Source organism: Deinococcus marmoris DSM 12784, assembly GCF_000701405.1.
In the GTDB taxonomy this organism is placed as follows: Bacteria; Deinococcota; Deinococci; order Deinococcales; family Deinococcaceae; genus Deinococcus; species Deinococcus marmoris.
Genome location: NZ_JNIV01000042.1, coordinates 1 through 26,274 on the forward strand (window position 1 = coordinate 1; position 26,274 = coordinate 26,274).

The following is a 26,274-nucleotide window of genomic DNA, read 5'->3' on the forward strand; positions in this document are numbered from 1 at the left end:
AGATGCTGGTCATTCCGTGGTTCGTGGGGGTCAGCGACATCAATCTGACCAGCACGGTGCCAGGGGCGTACTTTGCGATCATGTTTCCGGGGCTGATCAGCGCGTTCGGGGTGTTCCTGATGCGGCAGTTCTTCGAGACGCTCCCGGATGACCTGCTGGAAGCGGCGCGCATCGACGGCATGAGCGAGTTCGGGATTTTCTGGCGGATCGCGCTGCCGCTGGTCCGTCCAGCTTTGGCCAGTCTGGCGATCTTCACGTTTCTGGGCAACTGGAACGCGTTCCTGTGGCCGCTGATCGTGATCCAGAAACCCGAGTTCCGCACGCTGCCGGTGGGGACCGCGCTGTTCAACGGGGAAGCGGGGACGCAGTGGGGCCTGATCATGGCGGCGAGCAGTCTGGCGGTGATTCCGGTGCTGATCGTCTTTGCCATCTTCCAGAAACAGATCATCGAGGGCATCGTGTTGACTGGCATGAAGGGCTAGAAACGGCGTTCTGAAAGGCAGCGTCGGAGCCTTCGCCCTGACGCTGCGTTCCTTTTGCTGGTCTGGCAGAACCGCTGAAGTGAACCGCAAAAGTCAGTCGCCCAGCTTGACCCGGTGGTCCTTGCCTGCCCAAAAATCGCCGTATCGCCGGGTGAAGTTCAGCGCCGAATGACTCGGACTCCGATTGAAAGGTGTTGAAGACACCTGGGAATCCGAACGGGACTCGCAGAGCTGCGCCAGCAGAGGAATAGCGTCCTCATAGGCGTCTGTTCATGACGAGAGTGGGCAGGAGAAAAACGGATTCCGTGTCAGTCTCTATCCCACCGCCCCCGCCGCGCAGCGCCCCGCCACCCGCCCGCTGAACAGGCAGCCGCCCAGGAACGTGCCTTCCAGCGAGCGGTAGCCGTGCATCCCGCCGCCGCCGAAGCCTGCGACTTCCCCGGCGGCGTACAGCCCCGGCATCGGCTGACCGCCCGCGCCCAGCACCCGCGCCTGCAAATCGGTTTCCAGACCGCCCAGCGTCTTGCGGGTCAGGATATTCAGCTTGACGGCGATCAACGGCCCCGAAGCCGGGTCCAGCAGCGGCGCAGGCTTGACGATGCGGATCAGGCGCTCGTTGATGAAGGCCCGCGCGCCGCGCACCACCGCCAGTTGCGGGTCCTTGCCGAAGGGATTGGCGATTTGCAGGTCCCGGTCCGCAACTTCGCGCGCCACCGCCGCGTAATCCACGGCATCATTCCCGATGGATTCGTTCATGCCGCGCACCAGTTCGGACAGGCTGTCGCGCACCACGAAATCCGCGCCGCTGTCCATGAACGCCTGCACGGAGGGCGCGACATTCTTGCCCAGCCGCCCGGCCACCTTGCGCCAGTCACGGTTAGTCAAATCTCCGTTCTGCTCACTGCCTGAAAGGGTGAATTCCTTCTTGATGATGGCCCGGTTCAGCACGAACCACGTATACGGATAACCGTTCGTGGTGATGTGTTGCAGCGTGCCCAGGGTGTCGAAGCCGGGGTAATTCGGGTACGGCAGCCGCGTCCCGTCCGGCGCGAGCCATAGACTGCTGGGGCCGGGCAGGATGCGAATGCCGTGCATGGGCCAGATGGGATTCCAGTTGCGAATTCCTTCCGTGTAATGCCACATGCGGTCCCGGTTGATCAGGTGCGCGCCCGCCGCTTCCGCCATTGCCTGCGCCGCGCCGTCCACATGCCTGGGCACGCCGGAAATCATGAACTCGGGCGCGGGGCCGAGGCGCTCGGTGGGCCAGTTCTTCCGCACCAGTTCCTGATTGCCCCCGATGCCGCCAGACGTGAGGATGACGGCCCCGGCATTCAGGTCAAAATCGTCCACCACCACCCGCGAACTCTGCTCGCCGCGCAGCACGTCCGACACTTCCAGAATGTCGCCGTGGACGCCATGCACCACACCGTCGGTGATGTTCAGGCCATGCACGCGGTGGCGGAACTTGAAAACGATTCGCCCTGCCATTACATGCTCGCGCACCCGGCGTTCAAACGGCTCCACCACCCCCGGCCCGGTTCCCCAGGTGATGTGGAAACGCGGCACGCTGTTGCCGGGGCCGGATGCGCCCTGCCCGCCGCGCTCGGCCCAGCCCACACCGGGAAAGAACTTCATGCCCTGCGCCGCCAGCCAGCCGTACTTCTCCCCGGCGGCAAAGTCCACATAGGCTTCGGCCCATTTGCGGGGCCAGTGGTCCTCGGGGCGGTCAAATCCCGCCGTGTTCTGCCAGTCGCGCCACGCCAGTTCGTGGCTGTCACTGATTTTCAGGCGGCGCTGCTCTGGCGTATCAATGAGAAAAAGTCCTCCGAAAGACCAGAACGCCTGACCGCCCAGATTCTGCTCGCCTTCCTGGTCCAGCAGCAGCACGCGCTTTCCGGCGTCGGCGGCCTCGGCGGCGGCCACCAGTCCGGCCAGCCCCGCGCCGATCACGATGATGTCGGTGTCATGCGTTGTCATGAAAATTCCTCCGGTTGTTGAGAGGGCCATTGTGCCGTATAACCGCCGCGCCGCACAGGCACAGGCTTAACGGTTCTGAATGCAACTTTGACCCCGGCAGCCCGCGCCACCCGCTACTGTCGGGCATGGCATATCAGGCGAAATTGAAGACTGGGCAGACCATCGTGTTGGAAAACCAGGGCGATCAGACCACCATTGGCATCAGCAGCGGCGGCCAGCGCCAGAGCAGCGGCGTCACGACGGGCGTGTGGACCATTTCCCCCACCCTGTTCCAGACCGAAAGCGGCGCAGTGGTGGAGATTCATACTGGAGACGGATCGGTCTATTTTCAGATCGAGAACAGGCAATTGCATTCGCTGAATGAGACACCCTCGCTGGAGGAAGCCAGACATATCGAGCTGGATGAAGTGGCAGACGGCACGGGGCAGAGCGAGATAAAACCGATGACCCCAATGCAGCCTCTGAAGCCGATGTGAATGCCTGACAGGCTCTGTTCTGAACCCGGTCCAGGCTGTTCAAAGCAGGGCTAGGCAAACGAGATACTTAGGCGTAGAATCAAATCATACCAAATCAGGTTGCTGTTCTGCATGGATAACCAGCGACCCGCCCTTTTCGTCACCGGCGTCAACCATGCATCCGAATTCCCATGTGGGAATCTGGGTGCAATGGAACGCCGGGCTTGTCGTTTTTGACGGCGGAAGGAGAAAGCATGGACAGTTTTACGCTCACGGTCAACGGTCAACCCCGCGAGGTGCAGGGCGCGCGGCCCCACACGACGCTGCTGAACTGGTTGCGCGACGGCGGCCTGACGGGGTGCAAGGAAGGCTGCGCCGAGGGCGAATGCGGAGCCTGCGCGGTGCTGGTTTCCCGCCCGGATGGACGCGGCGGCACACGGCTGGAAAGTGTCAACGCCTGTCTGGTGATGCTCCCGGCCATGAACGGTCAGGAGGTCATCACCGCCGAGGGCATCGGTTCGCCGGGTCACCTGCACCCCGTCCAGCACGAGATGGCCGTTCGCGGCGGCTCGCAGTGCGGGTACTGCACCCCCGGTTTCGTGGTCAGCATGGCCGCCGAGTACTACCGCCCGGAACGTAAGGACGGCGAACACCACGCTCCCAACGGTTTCGACATCCACGCGTTGAGCGGAAACCTGTGCCGCTGCACCGGCTACCGCCCCATTCAGGACGCCGCCCACGCGCTGGGTACGCCGCCCGCAGACGACACGCTGGGCACGTTGCGAACCCGCCCGGCCCCGGCTCCCCAGCCCCTGCACCTCTCCGGCCCCGACGGCGACTTTCACCGCCCCGCCGACCTGCCCGAAGCTTTGGAACTGCTGGCCGAACATCCGGGGGCCACGCTGCTGGCCGGGGGCACCGACTGGGGCGTGGAAGTCAACATCCGCCACGCGCGGGCCGGGGTCACCATCGCGGTGGACGGACTGGCCGAACTGCGCGAGCTGGAGTGGCACGACGATCACGTCCGCATCGGCGCGGGCCTCAACCTGACGGAGATCGAGCGCCGCCTGGACGGGCGCATTCCGCTGATGGCCGAGTGGTTCCCGCAGTTCGCCAGCCGCCTGATCCGCAACAGCGCCACGCTGGGCGGCAACATCGGCACCGCCTCGCCCATCGGCGACAGCCCGCCCACGCTGCTGGCGCTGGACGCCTCGCTCGTGCTGGCCTCGCGTGAAGGCGAGCGTGAGGTTCCGCTGGCCGAGTTTTTCGAAGGGTACCGCCAGACCAAGTTGAAGGACGGCGAGCTGATCCGCGCGGTGAAGATTCCGCTGCCACTCGCGCCCATCACCGGCTTTTACAAGTACGCCAAGCGCCGCTTCGACGATATCTCCAGCGTGGCGGTGGGCATTGCGATGGAACTGGACGGCAATACGGTGGGGCGCATCCGCATCGGCCTGGGCGGTGTGGCCGCCACACCCATCCGCGCCCTGAAGGCAGAGCAGGCATTGACGGGCCAGCCCTGGACCGAACGCAACGTCCGCGAGGCCGCCCGATTGCTGGGCCAGGAGGGCACGCCCCTCTCCGATCACCGCGCTAGCGCCAAATACCGCGCAGCGATGCTGGAACAGGCGCTGCTGAAATTCTTCTTCGAGAAAACAGAAGTGGTCCGTGGCTAGTCGGTTGCTCCATCTCCCCGCAGCACAGAACTCCACGTCACCGGAGGTAAACCCATGACCAGCCTGCATGAACGCCCGCACAATGGCGCAGTCGGCGACGCCGTGCCGCATGAAAGTGCCTCGGCTCATGTCACCGGACACGCGCTGTACACCGATGATCTGGGTGTGCGCCTTTCCAATCTGCTGCACGCCTGGCCGGTGCAGGCCCCGCACGCCCACGCCCGCGTGACGCGCATGGACGTGTCTCAGGCCCTCAACGTGGGCGGTGTGGTGCGCGTCCTGACCGCCGCCGACGTGCCCGGCGCGAACGACGCCGGGGTCAAGGGCGACGAAGCCCTGTTCCCCACTGAGGTGATGTTCCACGGGCATGCGGTGGCCTGGGTGCTGGGCGACAGCATCGACGCGGCGCGGCTGGGCGCACTGGCAGTAGAGGTGGAGTACGAACCGCTTCCCTCGCTGATCAGCATCCACGACGCCATCGCCGCAGAGTCCTTCCAGGGCGCGCAGTCCACCCTGCGGCGCGGCGATATCGCGCTGGGATTTGAGGGCGCGGCCCACACCTTCGAGGGCGAGTTCGAGTTCGGCGGGCAGGAACACTTCTATCTGGAAACCAACGCGGCACTGGCCTACGTGGACGAGGCCGGGCAGATCTTCATCCAGTCCAGCACCCAGCACCCCAGCGAAACGCAGGAGATCACGGCGCATGTGCTGGGCCTGGAAGCCTCGCAGGTGACCGTTCAGTGCCTGCGGATGGGCGGCGGCTTCGGCGGCAAGGAGATGCAGCCGCACGGCTTCGCCGCGATTGCCGCGCTGGGCAGCGTCCTGACGGGCCGCCCAGTCCGGTTGCGCCTGAACCGCACCCAGGACATGACCATGACCGGCAAGCGTCACCCCTTCCACGCCAGATGGAAGGTGGCTTTCGACGAGGGCGGCAAATTGCGCGCCCTCTCGGCCACGCTGACCAGCGACGGCGGCTGGAGCCTGGACCTGTCCGAACCCGTGATGGCGCGGGCGCTGTGCCACATCGACAACGCGTATTACGTCCCGCATGTGGAGGTTCACGGGCGGATTGCCAGGACGAACAAGACCTCCCAGACCGCCTTCCGGGGCTTCGGCGGGCCGCAGGGCATGCTGGTCATTGAGGACATCCTGGGCCGCTGCGCGCCGCTGCTGGGCCTTGAGGCGCACGAGTTGCGCCGGTTGAACTTCTACCAGCCCGGCGAGGCCACCCCCTACGGTCAGCCGGTGCGCCACGCCGAGCGCCTGGAAGACCTGTGGGCGCAACTGATGGTCAGCGGCAACTTCGAGGCCCGTCATCAGGCAGTGCGCGCCTTCAACGACGCGCACCCGCACACCAAGCGCGGGCTGGCGATCACGCCCGTCAAGTTCGGCATCTCGTTCAACTTCACCGCCTACAACCAGGCAGGCGCGCTGGTCCACGTGTACAAGGACGGCAGCGTGCTGATCAACCACGGCGGCACCGAGATGGGCCAGGGCCTGCACACCAAGATGATCCAGGTGGCCGCCACGGCGCTGGGCGTGCCGGTGAACTGGGTGCGGCTGGCCCCCACCCGCACTGACAAGGTGCCGAATACCAGCGCCACCGCCGCCAGCAGCGGGGCGGACCTGAACGGCGGCGCGATCAAGAATGCCTGCGAGCAGATCAAGGAGCGGCTGTCGGATGTCGCCGCTGGCGCGCTGGGCGTGCATCCCAATGACGTGCGCTTCGAGGGGGGGCTGGTCTTCCCGCTGGGCCACCCCGACAAGGGCATCGACTTCAAGATGCTCGTTAAGGACGCCTATCACCTGCGGACGCAATTGTGGGCGGCGGGCTTCTACCGCACCCCCGGCCTGCACTGGGACCGCGTGGCGATGCACGGCGAACCCTTCAAGTATTTCTCTTACGGCGCGGCCATCACCGAGGTCGAGGTGGACGGCTTCTCGGGCCTGTACCGCACGCGCCGCGTCGACATCTTGCAGGATGTGGGCGACAGCCTCTCGCCGCTGATCGATATCGGGCAGGTGGAGGGCGGCTACGTGCAGGGCGCAGGCTGGCTGACCCTGGAGGAACTGCGCTGGGACGAGTCGGATGGGCCGAACCGGGGCCGACTGTCCACCCAGGCCGCCAGCACTTACAAGCTCCCCAGCTTCAGCGAGATGCCCGAGGTCTTCAATGTCGCGCTGATGGAACGGGCCACCGAAGATGGCGTGGTCTACGGCTCCAAGGCCGTGGGCGAACCGCCCCTGATGCTGGGCATTAGCGCCCGCGAGGCATTGCGTCAGGCGGCTGCGGCCTTCGGTCCGGTTGGCCGCGAACAGTTCCTGGGCAGCCCCGCCACCCCGGAAACGGTGTTCTGGGCGCTGGAGGAAGCGCGGCAGGCAGCGGCGGCAGCGCAGCCAGGGAATGTGGTGGCGGCGGATGACTGATCTGGCCAGAGTCACTCACACTTCCGAACGCTCCTCTCCCCAACTGGTTTCATGAACTGGCTTTCCGCCCTTCAACACCTGCACGACTCCGCCACGCCCGGCGTGCTGGTCACCGTCGCCGCCGTGCGGGGCCACGCGCCGCGCGAGGCCGGGGCCAAGATGGTGGTCAGCCTGGACAGCAGTTGGGACAGCGTGGGCGGCGGCAACCTGGAAGCCACCGCCGTGGAACGGGCGCGGGCGATGCTGAAAGTGTCGGCAAACACGCCGGAACTGCTCACGCTTCGGCTGACGGATAAAGCCAGCAACGAACACGGACGCCAGTGTTGCGGCGGCGAGGTCACGCTGCTGCTGGAGCCTTTGCAAACGGTGCGACCACACATCGCCCTCTTCGGCGTCGGGCATGTGGGGCTGGAGCTGGGATTGATCCTCTCGCGGCTGCCGCTGAACCTGCATCTGGTGGATTCGCGGGCCGGGCAACTGACGCCCGAACGCCTGGCTCCTTTGATGGACGGCGCAGCACGCGTGGAGGTTCATCACTCCCCCATTCCTGAAATGACGTTGCATGAACTGCCCCCCGGCGCGCACATCCTGATCCTGACGCATGACCACGCCGAGGACGCCGCCCTGTGCGACGCGGCGTTGCGGCGGGCGAACCTGGCTTCCATCGGGCTGATCGGCTCAGCGGTCAAGTGGATTCGCTTTCAGGAACAACTGCGGCGCGAGGGCCACAGCGACGCGGACCTCGCCCGGATCACCACCCCCATCGGTCTGCCGGGGATTTCCGGCAAGATGCCCGCCGTGATCGCGGTCAGTGTGGCGGCCCAACTCATCCAACGGCTGGAAGCCGAGCAGGCTGCCGCCCTCCCCTCTCCCCTGTTCCAGAGGCAACCATGACCCCCACCCTGTACCGCGCCGCCTTCATGCACACGCCCTCCAGCCCGTTCACGGACGCCGAAGCCCTGCACGTTCAGCAGGACGGTGGGCTGCTGGTGGACGGAGGCCAGATTACGGCCAGCGGCGACTTTGTCAAGCTACGCGCCAAAAATCCAGAGGCCACCGTCATGGACTTGGGCGGCGGCGTGTTGCTGCCGGGTTTCGTCGATACGCACGTTCATTATCCGCAGGTCCGCATCATCGGCGGGCTGGGGATGCCGCTGCTGGACTGGCTGGAACGGTGCGCCCTGCCTGAAGAGGCGCGGCTGAGTGATACGGCGTATGCCCGCGCCGTGGCAAAGGATTTCCTGCACGGGCTGCGCTGCAACGGCACCACCACCGCGCTGGTGTTTGGCTCGCACTTCAAAGGGGCGATGGACCTGTTCTTCGAGGAAGCCGCCGCGACGGGCCTTCGGACGGTGGCCGGACTGGTGGTCAGTGACCGGATGCTGCGCGACGAGTTGCACACCACCCCCGAACTGGCCTACGCCGAGGGCAAGGCGCTGATCGAGCGCTGGCACGGTGTAGGCCGCGCCCGCTACGCCGTCACGCCGCGTTTCAGCCTCTCGGCCAGCGAGGGGATTCTGGACGCCTGCGCCGCGCTGATGACCGAATTCCCGGACGTGCATTTCACCTCGCACATCAACGAGAACGTGCGGGAAGTGCAGACGGTTAAAGAGCTGTTCCCCGGCAGCCTGGATTATCTGGACACCTATGACCGCGCCGGGCTGCTGGGACGGCGCAGCGTGCTGGCGCACAGCGTCCATACCACGGACCGCGAACTGGTCCAGATGGCCGCGCACCACTGCACTGCCGCGCATTGCCCATGCAGCAACTCGGCGCTGGGCAGCGGTCTCTTTCCGCTGAAGCGCCATCTGAACGCCGGGGTTCACGTCTCGCTGGGAACGGATGTGGGCGGCGGCACCGGCTTCTCGATGCTCAAGGAGGGCTTGCAGGCGTATTTCATGCAACAACTGCTGGGCGATGGCGGCGTGCCGCTAACCCCTGCCCACCTGCTGTACCTGTCCACGCGGGCCGGGGCCGAGGCGCTGGACATGCAAGACCAGATTGGGGATTTTGGCGTGGGCAAGGCGTTCGACGCCGTGTGGCTGCGCCCGCCGGAAGGCAGCACGCTGGAAGCCATGCTGGGCCACACCGAGAGCGCCTCCGCAACACTGGCCGCGCTGTATGCGGGCGGCACGCAGGCGGACGTGGCCCGTGTCTGGGTGGGCGGCGACGAGGTTTTTACCCGCGCCGAGTTTAAGGGTTCCAAATCCGCACAAAAACAACCGCCCGTTCTGGCGTCTTAATCCACTGACCCAAACCACAACGCATCCCACCGCACGGCTCTTTTCAATCAGCGAAGAGAGCGAAGGAGAACCCATGTCTGACCCTGCCGCTTCACGCCCCACCGCCGCCCCATCCCTGTCTGGTCTGGACCGCTATTTCGGCCTGACGGCCCAGAATTCCAATGTCAGGCAGGAGATGCGCGCGGGACTGACCACCTTCCTGACCATGAGTTACATCCTGTTCGTCAACCCGCAGGTGCTGTCCACCGCCATCGACGTGCCCAACGCCTTTGTGCAACTGCTGATGACCACGGCCATCGCGGCGGCCTTCGGTTCGCTGGCGATGGGACTGATTGCCAAGTATCCCTTCGCGCAGGCACCCGGCATGGGCCTGAACGCATTCTTCGCCTTCACGGTGGTGCAGGGCATGGGCGTGCCGTGGCAGACGGCGCTGGGCGCGGTGTTCATCAGCGGGGTGCTGTTCGTGTTGCTCAGCGTGCTGGGGGCGCGGCAGGCCATCGTGCAGGCCATTCCCAATTCGCTGAAATTTGCCATCACCGGGGGTATCGGCGCGTTCCTGGCCTTCCTGGGTCTCAAGAACGCGGGCATCGTGATCGCCAACCCGGCCACGCTGGTAGGCATGGGTTCGCTGGCCTCGCCCACCGTCTGGCTGGCCTCCATCGGCGTGATCCTGACCGCCGCGCTGATGGCGCGCAAGGTGACGGGGGCCATCCTGTACGGCATCCTGACCACCACGGTGCTGGGCATGGTGACCGGGGCCGCCGTGTACGCGGGTGGGCCGGAGGGCGCGCTGCGGTCCTTCCCCGGCTTTGACGGCAGCTTTCTGGGCATCTTCGGTACGCCGGTCTGGCCGGGGGATCTGGTGGGCCAGATGGACATCGTGGGCGCGCTGGGCCTGGGCCTGCTGAGCGTGGTCTTCACCTTCTTCTTCGTGGACTTCTTCGACGCCACCGGCACCCTGACCGGGCTGTCGCAGCGTGCGGGCTTCATTGACGCGCAGGGCAACATGCCGCGCGCCCGCCGCCTGTTCTCGATGGACGGGCTGGCCGCCATGTTCGGCGCGTTCATGGGCACGTCCACCACCACCGCTTACGTGGAATCCGCCGCAGGCGTGGGCGAGGGCGGACGCACCGGGCTGACCGCTGTGACGGTGGCCGTGCTGTTCCTGCTGAGCATGTTCCTATGGCCGCTGGCCTCCGCCATTCCCGCTGCGGCCACCGCCCCCGCGCTGATCCTGGTGGGCGCGCTGATGATGGACGGCGTGCGCCACATCGACTGGGACGACATCGCCGACAGCCTCCCGGCCTTCCTGACCATCATCGTCATGCCGCTGACCTTTTCCATCGCCAACGGCGTCAGCCTGGGCGTGATCAGCTACTGCGCCATCAAGCTTCTGAGCGGCAGGGCAAAACAGGTCAGCCCAATCCTGTACGCCGTCGCGGCGGCGCTGCTGGCCCGTTACATCTGGCTCACCGAGGGCTGAGCATAAGGGCAGACAGGCGGTGGGACTGGAGTTGAATTTCCGGCCCGCCGCTTCCTTTTGGTTGCCAGAACCGTCGGAGAGGCAGGGCAATCCACCGTCCAGACATGGCACATATGCCAGACTGCCCCAATTCAAAACCCTATCTGGAGGTTCGTCCCATGACTCAGCACACTGCTCCTGCCGTTGCTCCCCTGCCCGCCGATGGCGTCTATTTCCGCGCCTGCAACCTGTGCGAGGCCATCTGCGGCCTGCAAATCACCGTCAAGGGCGGCAAGGTGACCGATCTGCGCGGCGACGTCAACGATCCGCTGAGCAAGGGTCACATCTGCCCCAAAGGGACGGCCCTACCCGACCTGCACGCGGACCCGGACCGCCTGAAACGCCCCATGCGGCGCGACGGCGACACCTGGCATGAGATGGATTGGGACGAGGCGCTGGACTACGTGGCGGCCCAGCTTAAAGCAGTGGGGGAGAAGTACGGCGCGGATTCAGTCGCCACCTTCCAGGGCAACCCCAGCGTCCACAACAGCGGCACGCTGCTCTCGGCGGGCGGGCTGGTGCGGGCCATCGGCAGCCGCAACCGCTTCACCGCCACCAGCATCGATCAATTGCCCCACCATTTCGCGGGCGCGGAGATGTTCGGCCACCCCTTTTTAATGCCCATCCCCGACATTGACCGCACCGATTTCATGCTGATGATGGGCGCGAATCCCCTGGCCAGCAACGGCAGCATCATGACCGCCCCGGATGTGCGGGGCCGGTTGAAGGCCATCCGCGAGCGTGGCGGGCGCGTGGTGCTACTGGACCCCCGCCGCACCGAGAGCGCGGACCACGCCACCGAATTCCATTTCATCCGCCCCGGCACCGACGCCTACCTGCTGCTGGCGTTGCTGAACGTCATTTTTGCCGAGGGGCTGGAGAAGTTGGGGCATCTGGACGATTTCTCCGACGGGTTGGACGACGTGCGGGATGCGGCCCAGTCCTTCACGCCCGAACGTGTGGAAGGCTTGACCGGCGTTTCCGCCGACACCATCCGCACGCTGGCCCGCGATTTTGCCGCCGCCGAGCGCGCCGTGGCCTACGGACGCATCGGCCTGAGCATTCAGGAATTTGGTGGCCTGTCTCAGTGGCTGGTCAACGTCCTGAACGCCGTGACCGGGCACCTGGATTCGGAGGGCGGCGCGATGTTCACCAAACCTGCCTACGATCTGCTTCAGCGGGCGAAGAAGGGCGCGACATACCACGGGCGTTTCACCTCCCGCGTGCGTGGCCTGCCCGAATTCGATGGTGAACTGCCCAACGTGACGATGACCGAGGAAATAACCACCCCTGGCGAGGGCCAGATTCGCGCCCTGATCACAGTGGCGGGCAACCCGGTGCTGTCCACCGCAGACGGCGCGGCGCTGGACAAAGCACTCTCCGGGCTGGAGTTCATGGTCAGCATTGACCCCTACCTGAACGAGACCACCCGGCACGCCCACGTCATCCTGCCGCCCGCTTTCGGGCTGGAAGTGGCCCACTACGACATCACCTTTCACCTGCTGGCGGTGCAGAACACGGCGCGGTACTCGCTGCCCGTCTTCCCCATTGCCGAGGATCAGCGGTTTGACTACCAGATTTTCATGGGTCTGACCGAAAGAATGACGGGCAAGGCAGGCAGCACCCCCGAAGACAAGTTGAACCTGGGCCTCTCGGCTGGGCCGTACAACACCAATCTGGACGAGCTGAAAGCCAATCCACATGGCGTCGATTACGGCCCCCTGCAACCCTGTTTCCCCGAACGCCTGCTGACCGCCTCTGGCCGCGTCAACCTCGCCCCTGCGCCAATGCTGGCGGATTTGCCCCGGCTGGAGGCCGCGCTGGAAGTCACGCCTCCCCCGCTGGTGCTGATCGGGCGGCGGCAGCTTCGCAGCAACAATTCCTGGATGCACAACACACCGCGCCTGATGCGCGGGCCGGGGCGCTGCACGTTGCAACTTAACCCCGCCGACGCCGCCGGATTCGTGGACGGGCAGGATGTGGAGGTTCGCTCCCGCGTGGGCGCAGTCACGGTCCCGCTGGAACTGACCGATACCCTCATGCCCGGTGTGGCCTCCCTGCCGCACGGCTTCGGCCACTCACGCGCGGGGGTGCGCCTGGGTGTGGCCACCGAACACGCAGGCGTCAGCCTGAATGACCTGACCGACTCGCGCCGGGTAGACGCATTGACCGGGAATGCGGCAGTCAACGGGACGCCGATCACACTGCACGCGGCGGGGGCAAGTGAGGCCAGCGCGGCGGACTGAATAAACTGCCCCTCCACATCTGTCTGCTCAGGCTGAAGGGATGTGGAGTGCCGATGCACCGCGCCAAAGCTAAACTTGGCCGGTGCAGACGCAATCCCTGGCCGATCCGAGCGTTCTCGCCGCCCGCCACGCCAGATTGAGCGAACCCCATATCGCGCCACTGACAGCCCTGGCAAAACGCCTGCGGGAGAGCGAGATGCTCGGTCAGCGGCTGGACCTCCCTGACTTTGACCCGGAAAGTGGCGGTATCCATACCGAAATCCTGCTGCTGCTGGAATCGCCGGGACCGAAGGTGGCCCACACCGGGTTCGCCTCCCCCGACAACCCGGACCGCACCGCCGAGAACCTGAGCTGCCTGCTGAAGCTGGCCGGAATTGGCCGTGGGCGCTGCCTGCTGTGGAACATCCTGCCGTGGCAACTCAGCGCGGGAGGGGTGGTGACGCCGACAGCGGCGCAGGTAAAAGCCGCGACGCCCGCCACGCTGGAATTGCTGACGCTGCTGCCCGCGCTTCGGGTGGTGGTCTTGGTGGGCGGCAAGGCGCAGGGCGGCTGGCGGTTCGTGTCGCCGCAACTGCCCCGCCCTCTGCCCACCGTGAATTGTCCGCACCCCAGCCCCCGCTACTTCGCCACCGATCCGCAGGCCCCGGTGCGGGCGCTGGCGGCGTTGGTAGAAGCGCGGCTATTGGCGAAGAGTGGTGTTTGAAGGAAACCCCTCACCCGCTGCTTCGCAGCACCCTCTCCCCGTGGTAGAGGGTCAGAAGACGGTGGATTCAGCCTTCCCGCCCTCTCCGCACCCACCAACAAAACTCCCCTCTCCGTAGGGGGGAGGGGTTGGGGATGAGGGGTCTTTACCGCGTCTGCGGGAACCCCAGATCCACCTTGCTTCCCGCCGGATCAGGCCAGCGCGAGGTGATCACCTTGCTGCGGGTGAAGAATTTGATGCCTTCCGGGCCGTACATATGGGTATCCCCGAACAGGCTGGCCTTCCAACCGCCGAAGCTGTAATACGCGACGGGGACAGGGACGGGAACGTTCACGCCCACCATCCCCACTTCCACATCAAACTGGAATTGACGGGCCGCGCCGCCGTCGCGGGTGAAGATGGCGGTGCCGTTGCCGTACTCGTTGTCGTTGATGAGTTTCAAGCCTTCCGCATAGCTGTCCGCCCGCACCACGCACAGCACCGGGCCGAAGATTTCATCGTCGTAGGCGTCCATGCCGGGTTTCACGTCGTCCAGCAGCGAGACGCCCAGGAAGAAGCCATCCCCATCGAACTGCATCTCGCGCCCGTCTACCACGACTTTTGCGCCCTGTTCCTGTGCAGAGCCGATGTATCCGGCCACCCGGTCCCGGTGTTCGCGGGTAATCAGCGGCCCCATCTCGTTGCCTTCCACGTCGCCGGGGCCGATCTTGAGGGCGGGAAGGCGTTCCTGAATGGCGTCAATCAGCTTATCGCCCGAGTCGCCCACCGCCACCACCACGCTGATCGCCATGCAGCGCTCGCCCGCCGAGCCGTAGGCGGCAGACACGGCGGCGTCGGCGGCCATGCCGATGTCGGCGTCGGGCAGCACCAGCATGTGGTTCTTTGCGCCGCCCAGCGCCTGCACGCGTTTGCCAGCGGCGGTTCCCTTCTCGTAAATGTATTTGGCAATTGGCGTGCTGCCCACGAAACTCACGGCGGCAATGCCGGGGTGTTCCAGAATGGCGTCTACCGCCTCCTTGTCGCCGTGGACGACGCTCAGTACGCCGTCAGGCAGGCCCGCCTCCTTCAGCAGCTCGGCCATGAAATTGGCGCTGGAGGGGTCTTTCTCACTGGGTTTAAGGATAAAGGCATTGCCGCAGGCCAGCGCGTTCCCCAGCATCCACAGCGGCACCATCGCCGGGAAGTTAAACGGTGTAATGCCCGCCACCACGCCCAGCGGCTGCTGAATGCTGTACACGTCCACGCCCGTGCTGACCTGTTCGGAATAGCCGCCGCGCAGCAGGGTGGGAATGCCGCAGGCGTATTCCACGTTCTCCAGCCCCCGCGCAATCTCGCCCAACGCGTCGCTGTGGACCTTGCCGTGTTCGCGGGTGATGATGCGGGCGAGGTCATCGCGCCGCGCCGAGAGCAGCTCACGGAACCTGAACATCACGCTGGAGCGCACGCTGAGGGAACTGGTACGCCACTTCAGAGCGGCGGCGGTGGCAACCTGCACAACGGCGTCAATCTCGGCGGCGCTGGCGAGGGGAAGCTGCGCCTGAACCTGCCCGGTGGCTGGGTTGTAGACGGGGGAGGTGCGGCCCGATTTGCCTTCGGCGGGGGCATTGTTAATCCAGTGGGTGAGGGTTGTGGTTTTTTCGGTTGTGGCGGTCATGGGTGTACCTCGCGTGGGAAAGGGGGCTTTGACCATATGCAGCGTTGGTGTGACGCTTGCGTTTCCCCCCTCCCAGCCTCCCCCACAAGGGGAGAGGAGCTAAAAGAATTTGATCTTTTGACTCCCTCCCTCTTTATGGGGGAGGGCTGGGGAGGGGGTGGTGAGCGGAGCGAACTTGATTCAATCCGCCGCCACCCCGCCCAAAATCGCCCCATCCACCAGAGCCAGTGCCTCCTCGTACACGTCTAGCCCGGCGTCCAACTCCTCTTTCGTAATGACCAGCGGTGGGCAGACCCACAGGAAGTTGAAGCGGCTGTAGGCGTAGACGTGCTTGCTCCGCAGGTGCGCGGCCAGTTGGCCCATCTCCGGCGAGGTGCCGCCGAACGGGGCCAGCGGTTCCTTCGTCGCCTTGTCCTTGACCAGCTCCAGCACGCTGAACAGGCCCTTGTAACGCACGTCGCCCACGCAGGCGTAGCGGGCCTTCATGGCCTCCAGCCGTTGCCCCAGGTACGCGCCCAGTTCCAACGCGTTTTCAAATAGGCCCTCGTCCTCGTAAATCGCCAGATTTTCCACGGCGGCGGCGCAGCAGACCGGGTGGCCGCTGTAGGTCAGGCCGCCCCACAGCATGTGCGTATCGAAATAATCGGCAATCGGCTGACTGACGATGCACGCACCCAGCGGCATGTAGCCGCTCGTCAGGCCCTTGGCGCAGGTCACGATGTCGGGCTTGATGCCGTAGTGCTGCGTCGCCAGCCATTTGCCGGTGCGCCCGAAGCCGCTCATCACCTCGTCAGTAATCAGCAGAATGCCGTACTTGTCACACAGCGCGCGGAGTTTGAGGTAGTAGTCGTCGGGCGGAACGAGGAGGCCGTTGCTGCCCGTGATGCCCTCCACCAGAATCGCGGCGATACTATCCGGCCCTTCCATCTGAATGATTTCGTCAATGTGCGACACGCATTCGCGGCCACACGAATCCGGCGTCTTGCCGAAGGGACAGCGGTAGCAGTAAGGATCAAAGGCGCGCACCACGCCCGGTACGCCCGGCTCTACTGGCCAGCGGCGCGGATCACCGGAGGCAGTCATGCTGCCCATCGTCGCGCCGTGGTAACTGCGGTAACGGGTGATGATCTTGTCGCGGCCCGTGACCAGCCGGGCGATCTTGATCGCGTTCTCGTTGGCCTCGCTGCCGCCCAGCGTGAAGAAGGTCTTGGCCAGCCCGGTGACCTCGGCCAGTTTCTGCCCCAGCTTGCCGCGCGGCTCGGTGGCAAACGACGGCCCGGCGAAGCACATGGTATCCACCTGTTTCTTGATGGCCTCCAACATCCGTGGGTGCTGGTGGCCGATGTTCAGGTTGATCAGTTGGCTGGAAAAATCGAGCCAGGAATTGCCGTCGCCGTCAAAAAAGTGACTGCCCTTGCCCCCGGTCATCACGGGCGGCAGCGGCCCGCCCTGAACAGACCACGAGAACATGGTGTACTCGCGGTTCTGCTGCGCGATGTCGTGGGCCGAGGCGACGGATTCAGAGACGGATGGGCGCTCTTCGGTGCTGGTCATGGACGAACCTCCGGGCAAGAGTTGTGGAGCGGGATGCTGGGGCTATTGTCCTCCTTTCGCCGTACCCGACTCAAGAGACAGGGTGTCCAAAAATCACAGTGTCCAGACACAACAGAATGAACCCGAAGTCTTGTCCCGACTCCGGGTTCCAGAGGTGCCGCCCATTGGGCACGTCCACACGTTTAAGTCCTCAGTTCATTTTGAATAAACCATGCTCTGCCTGCTGAGCTACCGCCCCGTACTGGAGGAGCGAAGAAGAATCGAACTTCTGACCCTGGTTTTTATCGACTGAGAGCGTTTGATTGGACGTTCGGCGGCGAATACTCAGGCTGGAGCGAGAATCTGAGTTTGTGTTTCGAGGGTGCCGCGCCTCTGCCGTTGGGCTACCCCGCCGTGGTGGCGGGAACAGGACTCGAACCTGTACTGAACGGCGGCGTTCCTTTAGTGTGGAACTGCCCTCTCTAAGTCTGAAGCTGAAGTTCAGCTTGGTACTCCGTCTGACAGTGTAAGCGCACCGCGCCGCAGAACGCCATCGGCCAGTTGGCCTACATCACTGGGGCTGGGCAGGCCACAAAAAACCCCGCACGGCGGCGGGGCAATCGGTAGCGTTGTGCGGTTACTCCAGCAGATAAGCGAAGACCTTTTCGCCCACTTTCTGACCGATGACTTCCAGCGCGTTGGCTTCCTCACGGGCAAATTTCACGGCCTGCTGGAGCTTCTGCACCCGGTCCAGCAACTCGTTGACGCGGGCGGCGGGCAGTGCGCCGGAAAACTTCAGCGTGCGCCAGTAGCCCACCGACACGTCCTCGTAGTACACCTCCACCTGCGCGGGGTGTTTGTCGGTGGCCTCGGCCTTGACGTGGTTGCGCGGAATCTTCTTGGTGCGGACCGTCTGCACGGGTTCGGTGGCATAGGCGTCGGCGGACGGATCGAACTGCCAGCTCTCGGAGGCGTCCAGCACGGGTAGCTTGCGGACAAAGGTATACAGATCGACGAGCTGCTTTTCCAGAAACAGCAGGTAGCTCACCGGAGCGCCCCGCAGCAGCACGCGCTCTCCCACCACCACATCGGCCTTGGCCTCGCAGTTGGCCCAGTCCTTGGTGGCGGTCACATCGAACAGATTGGCCATGATCTGGGCGGTGCGCTTCACGATATCTTCGGCCTTGACCTGCACGCGGGTCGATTCGGGCGGCAACGCCTCGCCCTCCTCGTCCTTGGGCCGGTAGGTGCGCGAGATTCCGGCCAGCAGCGCGGACTTTTGCAGGTCGTGATGGGCCTCGGTCAATTCCTGAAACGAACGGCTCTTGACGGATTTTTCGACAGCGATGATCTGGTTGAGTTTGGGCATGGTGGTTCTCCTCAATGACTTCTGCTATGAAGTGTAAAGGGGCTGTGTCGCCGCAACCACTGGCAAACTGGCCTACTCCTGCCGCACAAATGGACTACTGAACGCTGCGCAGCTCCAGCGCCAGCAGCAGCCCCAGTTGCCGCCGGGGATCGTCCAGATCGCCCAGCATGGCCCGCAACTGTTCCAGTCGGTAATACACCGTCTGACGGCGCACACCCAGACTACGGGCGGATTCGGCCACGTTGAAATTGCACGCCAGCAGCGCGCTCAGCGTATCCATCAGGGTCAGGCGCGGGCGCGGTGGCAGTGCCAGAATTGCGCCCAGATGCGAGGCCACAAAATCGGCGGCGCGGCCCGTCTCGTTCAGGGCGTCGGTCAATGGGGCCAGCGAGGGCGGGGAAGTGGCGGCGGGCGGCCTGAGAATCCGGGCATGGGCGGCGCGGGTCAGTTCCGCAAAGTTGACCTCCTGCCGGAAGACGATCAGCGGAAAGTCGGTCTCATGGGCCGCCTCCAGCACTGCCAGTGGGAGTTCACGCACCTCGCGCACCAACTCCAATGCCAGCCCGTGCGCCCCGCCAGCGGCCAGCGAGCGGATGTAAACCGCAGCATCCTCCCCGATCAGCGGTGTCCCCGTGCTGAGCAGCAGTTCCCCGCCGCTGAGAAAGCGGGCCGCGTCACTGATCTCGGAGACGTGGACCCAGGTGATCGGTTGCCCCTGTCGGGCGTGACCGCTCCTGACCTCTGCACCCGCGAAAGCCGGGAGGGTCAGCAACTCGGCCAGGGTGGGCAGCATGGGCACAGCTTAGCCGCAGTCCGCATCCGTCCATCCCTAACGAACGCCCGTTAGGTGACTTGGCCTAAGATGACAGTATGTCCAACTCAGATTCACGCGGCTTTCGCACGCGCGCCGTTCACGCGGGGCAGGGGATTGACCCGGCCACGGGCGCGCACGCCACGCCGATCTACGCCACCAGCACCTTCGCCTACGGCAGTGCCGAGCGCGGTCAGCGCCTGTTCGCGGGCGAGGAAAGCGGCTACTTCTACTCGCGCGTGACCAACCCTACCGTCCGCGCTTTTGAGGAAAAACTGGCCGATCTGGAGGGGGCGCAGGACGCCGTGGCCTTCGCCAGCGGGATGGGAGCAGTGTCGGCCATCGCCATGACACTGCTCAAGCCAGGGGATGAAGTCGTCTTTCTGGCTCCCCTTTACGGCGGTACGGAAGGCTTCTTGCTGGAAGTGGCGGGCAAATTCGGCGTGACCGTCCACGAGGCGCACGACGAGGCCGATCTGGAAAGCAAATTGACCCCCAAGACCCGGATGGTCTGGCTGGAAACGCCTACCAACCCGCGTCTGGGCATCCTGGATCTGGCGCGGGTGGCACGGGCTGCGAAAACCGTGGGGGCACTGACGGTGGCCGACAGCACCTTCAGCACGCCGTACCTGACGCGGCCCATTGAACACGGCTTTGATCTGGTGATGCACAGCGCCACCAAGTACCTGGGCGGGCATGGCGACGCCATCGGCGGTGTAGTGGCGGGTCCGGCAGACCTGCTGGCCGAGTTGCGTGGAGTCGGTTTAAGACACATCGGCGCGTCGCTGGGGCCATTCGAGGGCTACCTGTTCCTGCGCGGCATGAAGACCCTGCCCCTGCGGATGGAGGCCCACTGTGCCGGAGCGTCGGCACTAGCGGACGCCTTGCAGGGCCACCCGGCGATTGAGGCGCTGTATTACCCCGGTCTCAAAGACCACCCCAGCCACGAGGTTGCCGCGCGACAGATGCGTGCTTTCGGCGGACTGGTCAGCATTGATCTGGGCAACATGCAAACCGCCATGACGTTTCTGAACAGCCTGAAGCTGTTCACGCAGGCCGTCAGCCTGGGCGACGTGGAGAGCCTGACCTGCCACCCCGCCAGCACCACCCATGCGCTGCTGGGCGAGGAAACCCTGCTGCGCCAGGGCGTCACGCCGGGCCTGATCCGCATGAGCGTGGGTATCGAAGACCCGGACGATCTGGTCAAGGACGTGCTGGCCGCGCTGGAGAAGGTGCGCGTGGGGGAATTGGCGTAAAAGCGCCACCCCCTGAACTTTTCCGCTAGCCTGACCGCATGACCCGCACCTCCATTGACCTGAACGCCGACGCGGGCGAGTCCTACGGGGCCTGGACGCTGGGCGACGACGCCAACCTGTTTCCCCTGCTCAGCAGCGTGAACGTCGCCTGTGGCTTTCACGCAGGCGATCCGCTGACCATGCAGGAAACGGTGGCACTTGCCCAGAAGCACGGCCTGGGCATCGGCGCACATCCCAGCTATCCCGATCTGCCGGGCTTCGGGCGGCGCATCATGGAGGCCGCCCCCGATCAGGTCTATGCCGACACGTTGTACCAGATCTCGGCGCTGGCGGGGATGGCCAAGGCTGCCGGAATACCATTGCAACACGTCAAGGCCCACGGCGCACTCTCTACCCGCGCCTGGACGCACGCGCCGACGGCGGCGGCGATTGCTCAGGCCACCCGCGATTTTGACCCGGATTTGCCACTGATGGTCCTGCCCGCCACACTGCTGGAAACAGAGGCCCGCCGGCTGGGCGTTCCGGTGGTGCTGGAAACCTTTCCCGAACGCGCCTATTTACAGGATGGACGGCTGGCCCCGCGCTCCATGCCCGGCTCCAGCATCCATGACCCCGCCGAGGCCGCTCGCCGCGCGGTGATGATGGTCACGCAGGGCCGCGTTGAGGCGATAGACGGGGGTTTTTTTGAGTTTGAAGTAGACAGCTTGTGCATCCACGGCGACAACCCCAATGCTGTTCAAATCGCTCAGGCGGTGCGTGAGGCTCTGGAGAAAGCGGGCGTGGCCGTACGCTCCTTCGCTGGGCTGCCCTGAATGCAGCGACCCGCCCACGCCACCGGCTTTTACATCCAGTTCTCGCAGGAGTTGGATTTGCGCCAGAACGCCCGCCTGCACGCCTTCCACCGGGCGCTGAGGGCGGACTGGCTGCCGGGCGTCACCGATCTCGGCCCCGGTTACGTCAACCTGTTCGTGGAGTACGACGGGGCGAGGGTTACGGGCGCAGTGGTGCGCGAATGGGTGACGCGGCATCTGCGAAGTTTCGATGATAAGGCGGAAGCTGCGGGTCGCCTGATTGAACTCCCCGTCCGCTATGACGGCCCCGACTTGCCCGATGTCGCGGAACGCACCGGCCTGAGCGAAGCGGAAGTGGTCCGCCTGCATTCGGGTTCCGACTACCACGTCTACGCGGTGGGTTTCACCCCCGGCTTCCCCTTCCTGGGTGAAGTTCCCGAAGTTCTAAGGCTGCCGCGCCGCTCTACCCCACGCGCCAACGTCCCGTCTAATGCCGTCGCCATCGCCAATGCCCAGACCTGCGTGTACCCGCTGCCGTCGCCGGGGGGTTGGAACCTGCTGGGAACAGCGCTGGACACAATTTATGACCCGAATCGTGTTGAACCTTTCCTGATTGCGCCGGGAGACCGGGTGCGATTTCACCCCTCGGAAGGCGAAACGCCGCCCCTGCCCAACGTGCGCGGGACGTGGCCTGCCGAACCGCGCTGGCCTGCTCTGCGTGTAGAGAAACCCGGCCTGCTGGACCTGCTGATGGACGGTGGGCGTCTGAGACAGGCGCAGGTCGGGCTGGCCCGCAGTGGACCGCTGGACACCCGCTCGGCCCACTTTGCCAACGGTCTGGTGGGCAACGCGCCGGACGCGCCGTTGCTAGAACTGACCCTCAAAGGCCCCGTGCTGACCGCTCTGCGTGACCTCGTGGTGGGCGTGGCCGGATTCGGGATGCGCCCCGAAGGCCAGCCGATGCAGCGGAGTTTCCGACTGCGGAAGGGTGAAACGCTACGCTTTTCCTCCAACCAGTTGGGCGCACGAGCGTATCTGGCCGTAGCGGGCGGCTTTGAAGGTGCGCCGTTTCTGGGCAGTTGCAGCACTGACCTGATTGGCCGGGTGGGAAGACCGCTCAGGGCGGGAGATGTGCTGGGACTGGCGGAATCGCAAGATGCCCGCCCCGGTTTCGCCAACCTGCCGCTCAGCCTGCCTGAACACATCACCCTTCGTCTGCTGCCCGGCCCGCAAGCCTCGCTGGAAGCATTGAACGCGCTGGGCCGCGCCCCCTTCCGCGTGGCTGGATCGGACCGCATGGGCCTGCGCCTGGGCGGGCCACAGGTGCCGGGCGGTCAGGTCACCAGTGAGGCCACCCCGCCCGGTGCCGTACAGGTCACGCCTGCCGGGGAGCCGATCATCCTGCTGGCAGACCGGGGGCGCATTGGCGGCTACCACAAGCCCGCCATTGTCCACCCGCAGGATTTACCGCTGGCAGCGCAGTTGCGTCCCGGTCAACTCGTATCTTTAAAACCAGATACTACGGGCACACCTGAAGTCTGGGCGCAGCGCTGGTTTCTGGACGCCCAACCCCCCGCCACAGCAGTACCCATAGGAGAAAAAATATGACCCATCCCCAACGTTTTACTGGCAAAACCATTCTCATCACAGGTGCGGGCGGCGGCATCGGGCGGGCGGTGGCCCTGCGCTTTGCCTCCGAGGGCGCAAATGTCGCCGTCAACGACATCAAGCCGGACATGGTGCAATCGGTGGTGGACGAGATCACGGCGGCGGGCGGCTCTGCTCTGGCTATTCACGCCGACGTATCCGACGCCGCGCAGGTGGACGCCATGTTTGGCAAGGTGGAAGCTGAACTGGGGTACGTGGACGTGCTGTACAACAACGCCGCCCTGATTGACACCACCCGTCACTTTCTGGAGGCGGACGAGGCGTGGTGGGACCGCATTCAGAAGGTCAATCTCAAGAGCGTGTTTCTCTGCTCTCACCGCGCAGCGGGCATCATGGCGCGGCGGCGCAAGGGCGTGATCCTGACCACCTCCTCCGGCGGTGGAACCCGCGCCCACCGGGGCAACGTGGCCTACGACGCCACCAAAGGCGGCATTGAGGCCATGACCCGCTCTATGGCCCTTGACCTTGCGCCCTACGGCATTCGCGTCTGCGGCGTGGTGCCGGGCTTCATCAACACCTACGGCCTGACCGAATCCGAATTGCGCGAGCGTGAAAAGACTGTGCCACTGGGACGCTACGGCGTGGCCGAGGACATGACCGGGGCGGCGCTGTTCCTGGCCTCCGACGACGCCTCGTACATCACCGGGCAGTTCATCAGCGTGGACGGCGGCGTGCTGGTGCAGCAGCGCTCGGCAAACGTGGACACCTATCCGGTAGAGGGATTCCCCGTCGTTGAAGCTGATCTGAAGTGAACCAGACGGCAGACATCATCGTGATCGGTGCTGGAATTATCGGCGCGGCGAGTGCGTACCGGCTGGCCCAGCGTGGTCTGAAAGTTGTGATGCTGGACAAGGACCGTCCCGCCAGCGGCTCCACAGGGCGCAGCGTGGCGGGCGTGCGGGCGCAGTTTCACAACGAAACCAACATCCTGCTGTCGCGCGAAAGCATCGCCGAATACGCCGCCATGCCGCAGTCGGGTTACCGCGCCGAGGGCTACCTGATGCTGATCCCGGAGGCGGGCTGGGCCGAACACCGGGAGGCGGTGGCCCTGCAAAAGAGTCTGGGCATTCCCTCTGAGGCCCTGACCCCCGACGAGGCCCAGCAATACGCCACTTTTGACACCGCTGGCCTGGGCGGATGCAGCTTCTGCCCCACAGACGGCAAGGTGGACGCCCACAGCCTCAACCACGAATACGTGCGGCTGGCGCGCGAGGCCGGGGCGCGGGTGGTGCTGGACACGCCCGTCACGGGAATTGAGAAAAAAGGTGAGGTCTGGCAGGTAGAAACGCCCGGTGGTTCCTACGAGGCCCCGCAACTCCTGAACGCTGCCGGGGCATGGTCTGGCGAGGTGGGGCGACTGGCTGGACTGGAGATTCCTGTTCAGCCCGCCCGCCGCATGGTCTTTTGCACCGGCCCGCTGGATTTGCCCCGCCCCGTGCCGATGACCTTTGATCTGACCAGCGGCGTCTACCTGCGCTCGGAGGGCGAACGCCTGATCTTCGGACGGGCGGACCCCAGCGACACGGGCTGGAAGGAGGGCCTGAACTGGGACTGGCTGGAACCCACACTGACGCTGGCGCTGGAGCGCTGGCCGTGGCTGGAAACGGCCTCGCTGGACCGCAAAGCCAGTTGGTGGGGCTACTACGAACTCACGCCAGACGGCTTTCCGGTGGTGGGCCGGATGCCGGACGTGGACGGCTGGCTCAACGCCTGCGGTTTTTCTGGGCATGGCGTGATGCAGGCCGCCGCCACGGGCCGCGTGATGGCGCAGATCGCGGCAGGCGAGACACCCTTTATAGATGTCTCGCCGCTGGGGATCGAGCGTTTTGCCGGATCAGAGATCAGGCGGCTGGATTTGCAGGTGTGAGGATGAACTGACCCGTTCAGGGTTGCTTTTTCACCGACGCGGGCGAAACAACGGTGTAGGCATCCGGCCCGAAGTGTCCGCTGAGCTTGAGCAGGAGGACAGGGGCGGGGTGCTGGGCGTTCCACTGGGCCACAGGGGCGGTCACCAATTGCTGGTACGGCTCAAGGGCCTTCTGAAACTCGCTGGGGTTGGAATACAGTTTGTAGTCTTTGAAGTCCGGGGGCACATGAAATTGAACACTTCCCGCCTGAGCCTGGGCAGTGGTATTCAGCAGATTGAGAAAGCCGCCCACAGACTTGCCCTTCGCGTCCATTCCCGTCCAGTTCACCAGTTTGGGGATGACCAGCGCGTAAACCGCAGCCTTCTGAAATGCACCCTTGAAATTGAGTCGTCCTGTTAAACTCTGTGGTTCGATCAGGGCGTAAGGGGTGTTGATGAGATCATCCCTGGGCATTGAAAAGGACATTTTGAGGGTACTGGCATAGAGCCAGTTGATGGTCTGCCAGTCGCTGGTTTCAATGGCAATTTTCGCGCCGTCAGCATTCACGACCGGGTTGGCCCAGCCGCTGATTCGCACGTCCAGTTTGCTGCTCAGCAGGCTATAGAGGAGCGCGTCGGTCTGATAGTAGGTCTTACCGTTCTGGGTCACCGAGACACCCGGCCAGTCCGACTCGCTCAGGCCGTTCATGCCCCCCACCGCGCCGGGGAGGGCAATGCTGGCGTTGCTGGCTGACCCGTTGACCTGACCACCTGCCTTCTCAATGGCAGCTTTCAATTGCTCGAAATCCAGGTAGCTGGCTGGCCCCGTGTTTGGGAAACTTCCGTAAATGCTCTGCACCTGCGCCAGCCCCTGCGGCAGTGCGGAGAAGACGGCGGTGGCCAGCAGCGCACTCAGCACGCCCGCCTTGCCCAGCGCGGGAAAGGCATGCACGTCCAGCATTCCGCCGCTAACCTGCGCGGGTGCGCCCAGTTCACGCAGGGTCTGGCGTTCGGCTTCCTCTGCATTCAAGCCCGCCAGCCGGAATTCCTGGCAGCGCTCGGCAATGTGGCCTTCCAGCTCCGTCTTCAACTCACGCCGCGCCTTGCCCCACAGCCCGCGCGTGGCCTGCCTGACGTACTGTTCCGTCTGTTTCATGTCATGCCTCCGGTCAGGGTCCACAGCTTGCCCAGTTGCTGCGTGAAGGTCTGGAATTCGGCGCGGCGGACGGATAGCTCACGTCCGCCGCTCTCGGTCAGGGTGTACGCCTTGACCTGATTGCCGCTGCGTGGGCCGCTGGTAAATTCACTGCGGACAAAGCCCGCCTTCTCTAGGCGGTGCAGCGCCGGGTACAGACTGCCCACCTTCAGGTCAAAGTAGCCGTCGGTGGCGGTCTGGGCCAGCTTGCTGATCTCCAGGCCATATTTGGGTGGCCCCTGGATGATGCTCAGCAGGATCAGATCGAGGTGACCGCGCAGCAGATTGGCGTCGGGCGGGGTGGGTGGTGCGGTGGACATACTTGGGCCTCCCTTATGTTGGATTCCTATATCGCGTTCCTATACAATGTGCCAATTCATCTGGAATGTCAAGCCCTGCGCCCTTGCGTAATCCCTTTCA

21 protein-coding genes are annotated in these 26,274 nt (G+C 64.8%); 14 read left to right on the plus strand and 7 right to left on the minus strand.

All coding sequences use genetic code 11. From position 1 onward, the window contains the following. On the plus strand, positions 1-482 hold a 482-nt coding region (locus tag Q319_RS0111505), incomplete at its 5' end, for a carbohydrate ABC transporter permease (RefSeq protein ID WP_029482648.1). Between the two features lie 315 nt (positions 483-797). Here Q319_RS0111505 and Q319_RS0111510 read toward each other — a convergent pair. Further along, positions 798-2,459: an FAD-binding dehydrogenase gene (locus Q319_RS0111510; RefSeq protein ID WP_029482649.1), complete on the minus strand. Its 1,662-nt coding sequence runs from the start codon at positions 2,457-2,459 to the stop codon at positions 798-800. A gap of 125 nt (positions 2,460-2,584) precedes the next feature. Here Q319_RS0111510 and Q319_RS0111515 point away from each other — a divergent pair, with 125 nt between their 5' ends. The 8 genes from Q319_RS0111515 to Q319_RS0111550 all read left to right on the plus strand — a co-directional run bounded on the left by Q319_RS0111515 (position 2,585) and on the right by Q319_RS0111550 (position 13,731). Beyond that, the gene (locus tag Q319_RS0111515; protein WP_029482650.1) at positions 2,585-2,935 is read left to right on the plus strand and encodes a potassium-transporting ATPase subunit C; all 351 of its coding nucleotides are present in this window, start codon (positions 2,585-2,587) and stop codon (positions 2,933-2,935) included. A gap of 233 nt (positions 2,936-3,168) precedes the next feature. Next, positions 3,169-4,590 carry a xanthine dehydrogenase small subunit gene (locus tag Q319_RS0111520; protein ID WP_029482651.1) on the plus strand — a complete coding sequence of 474 codons (1,422 nt, stop codon included), beginning with the start codon at positions 3,169-3,171 and terminating at the stop codon, positions 4,588-4,590. 54 nt (positions 4,591-4,644) lie between these two features. Continuing rightward, positions 4,645-7,017: a xanthine dehydrogenase molybdopterin binding subunit gene (xdhB, locus tag Q319_RS0111525; protein ID WP_029482652.1), complete on the plus strand. Its 2,373-nt coding sequence runs from the start codon at positions 4,645-4,647 to the stop codon at positions 7,015-7,017. 51 nt (positions 7,018-7,068) lie between these two features. After that, the gene (xdhC, locus tag Q319_RS0111530) at positions 7,069-7,911 is read left to right on the plus strand and encodes a xanthine dehydrogenase accessory protein XdhC (protein ID WP_029482653.1); all 843 of its coding nucleotides are present in this window, start codon (positions 7,069-7,071) and stop codon (positions 7,909-7,911) included. After that, positions 7,908-9,260, plus strand: a complete 1,353-nt coding sequence (gene guaD, locus Q319_RS0111535) for a guanine deaminase (protein WP_034414803.1) — start codon at positions 7,908-7,910, stop codon at positions 9,258-9,260. The genes xdhC and guaD overlap by 4 nt, the downstream gene beginning before the upstream one ends. Positions 9,261-9,333: 73 nt before the next feature. Further along, positions 9,334-10,743, plus strand: a complete 1,410-nt coding sequence (locus Q319_RS0111540; protein ID WP_029482655.1) for an NCS2 family permease — start codon at positions 9,334-9,336, stop codon at positions 10,741-10,743. A 158-nt stretch (positions 10,744-10,901) separates the two neighbouring features. Further along, entirely contained in the window at positions 10,902-13,028 is a 2,127-nt protein-coding gene (locus Q319_RS0111545) for a molybdopterin-dependent oxidoreductase (RefSeq protein WP_051655324.1), read from the plus strand. Positions 13,029-13,110: 82 nt separating this feature from the next. Beyond that, positions 13,111-13,731: a uracil-DNA glycosylase gene (locus Q319_RS0111550; protein ID WP_034414806.1), complete on the plus strand. Its 621-nt coding sequence runs from the start codon at positions 13,111-13,113 to the stop codon at positions 13,729-13,731. A 145-nt stretch (positions 13,732-13,876) separates the two neighbouring features. On the opposite strand, the gene Q319_RS0111555 is transcribed toward Q319_RS0111550, so the two are convergent. The 4 genes from Q319_RS0111555 to Q319_RS0111570 form a co-directional block, all read right to left on the minus strand. Next, positions 13,877-15,385: a CoA-acylating methylmalonate-semialdehyde dehydrogenase gene (locus Q319_RS0111555; RefSeq protein WP_029482658.1), complete on the minus strand. Its 1,509-nt coding sequence runs from the start codon at positions 15,383-15,385 to the stop codon at positions 13,877-13,879. A 180-nt stretch (positions 15,386-15,565) separates the two neighbouring features. Next, positions 15,566-16,939, minus strand: coding sequence for an aminotransferase class III-fold pyridoxal phosphate-dependent enzyme (locus Q319_RS0111560; RefSeq protein ID WP_051655325.1), 1,374 nt, complete (start codon positions 16,937-16,939; stop codon positions 15,566-15,568). A 616-nt stretch (positions 16,940-17,555) separates the two neighbouring features. After that, positions 17,556-18,287, minus strand: coding sequence for a DUF7873 family protein (locus Q319_RS0111565; protein WP_029482660.1), 732 nt, complete (start codon positions 18,285-18,287; stop codon positions 17,556-17,558). Positions 18,288-18,381: 94 nt separating this feature from the next. Beyond that, positions 18,382-19,080, minus strand: a complete 699-nt coding sequence (locus tag Q319_RS0111570) for a PucR family transcriptional regulator (RefSeq protein ID WP_029482661.1) — start codon at positions 19,078-19,080, stop codon at positions 18,382-18,384. Positions 19,081-19,157: 77 nt separating this feature from the next. On the opposite strand from Q319_RS0111570, the gene Q319_RS0111575 reads away from it, so the two are divergent. The 5 genes from Q319_RS0111575 to Q319_RS0111595 are packed head-to-tail and all read left to right on the plus strand — an operon-like array spanning position 19,158 to position 24,680. After that, on the plus strand, positions 19,158-20,354 hold the full coding sequence (locus Q319_RS0111575; RefSeq protein ID WP_029482662.1) for a trans-sulfuration enzyme family protein: 1,197 nt from the start codon (positions 19,158-19,160) through the stop codon (positions 20,352-20,354). Between the two features lie 38 nt (positions 20,355-20,392). Further along, complete coding sequence (locus Q319_RS0111580) at positions 20,393-21,166, plus strand: LamB/YcsF family protein (protein WP_029482663.1); 774 nt, start codon at positions 20,393-20,395, stop codon at positions 21,164-21,166. Further along, complete coding sequence (gene pxpB, locus Q319_RS0111585) at positions 21,167-22,753, plus strand: 5-oxoprolinase subunit PxpB (RefSeq protein ID WP_051655326.1); 1,587 nt, start codon at positions 21,167-21,169, stop codon at positions 22,751-22,753. After that, the gene (locus tag Q319_RS0111590; RefSeq protein WP_029482665.1) at positions 22,750-23,565 is read left to right on the plus strand and encodes an SDR family NAD(P)-dependent oxidoreductase; all 816 of its coding nucleotides are present in this window, start codon (positions 22,750-22,752) and stop codon (positions 23,563-23,565) included. The genes pxpB and Q319_RS0111590 overlap by 4 nt, the downstream gene beginning before the upstream one ends. Then, on the plus strand, positions 23,562-24,680 hold the full coding sequence (locus Q319_RS0111595; RefSeq protein ID WP_029482666.1) for an NAD(P)/FAD-dependent oxidoreductase: 1,119 nt from the start codon (positions 23,562-23,564) through the stop codon (positions 24,678-24,680). The genes Q319_RS0111590 and Q319_RS0111595 overlap by 4 nt, the downstream gene beginning before the upstream one ends. Before the next feature lie 16 nt (positions 24,681-24,696). Here the strand turns inward: Q319_RS0111595 and Q319_RS0111600 are convergent, their stop codons facing one another. Further along, positions 24,697-25,815, minus strand: coding sequence for a permease prefix domain 1-containing protein (locus Q319_RS0111600; protein ID WP_029482667.1), 1,119 nt, complete (start codon positions 25,813-25,815; stop codon positions 24,697-24,699). Then, complete coding sequence (locus Q319_RS0111605) at positions 25,812-26,174, minus strand: PadR family transcriptional regulator (RefSeq protein WP_029482668.1); 363 nt, start codon at positions 26,172-26,174, stop codon at positions 25,812-25,814. The genes Q319_RS0111600 and Q319_RS0111605 overlap by 4 nt, the downstream gene beginning before the upstream one ends. Between the last annotated feature and the right edge of the window lie 100 nt (positions 26,175-26,274).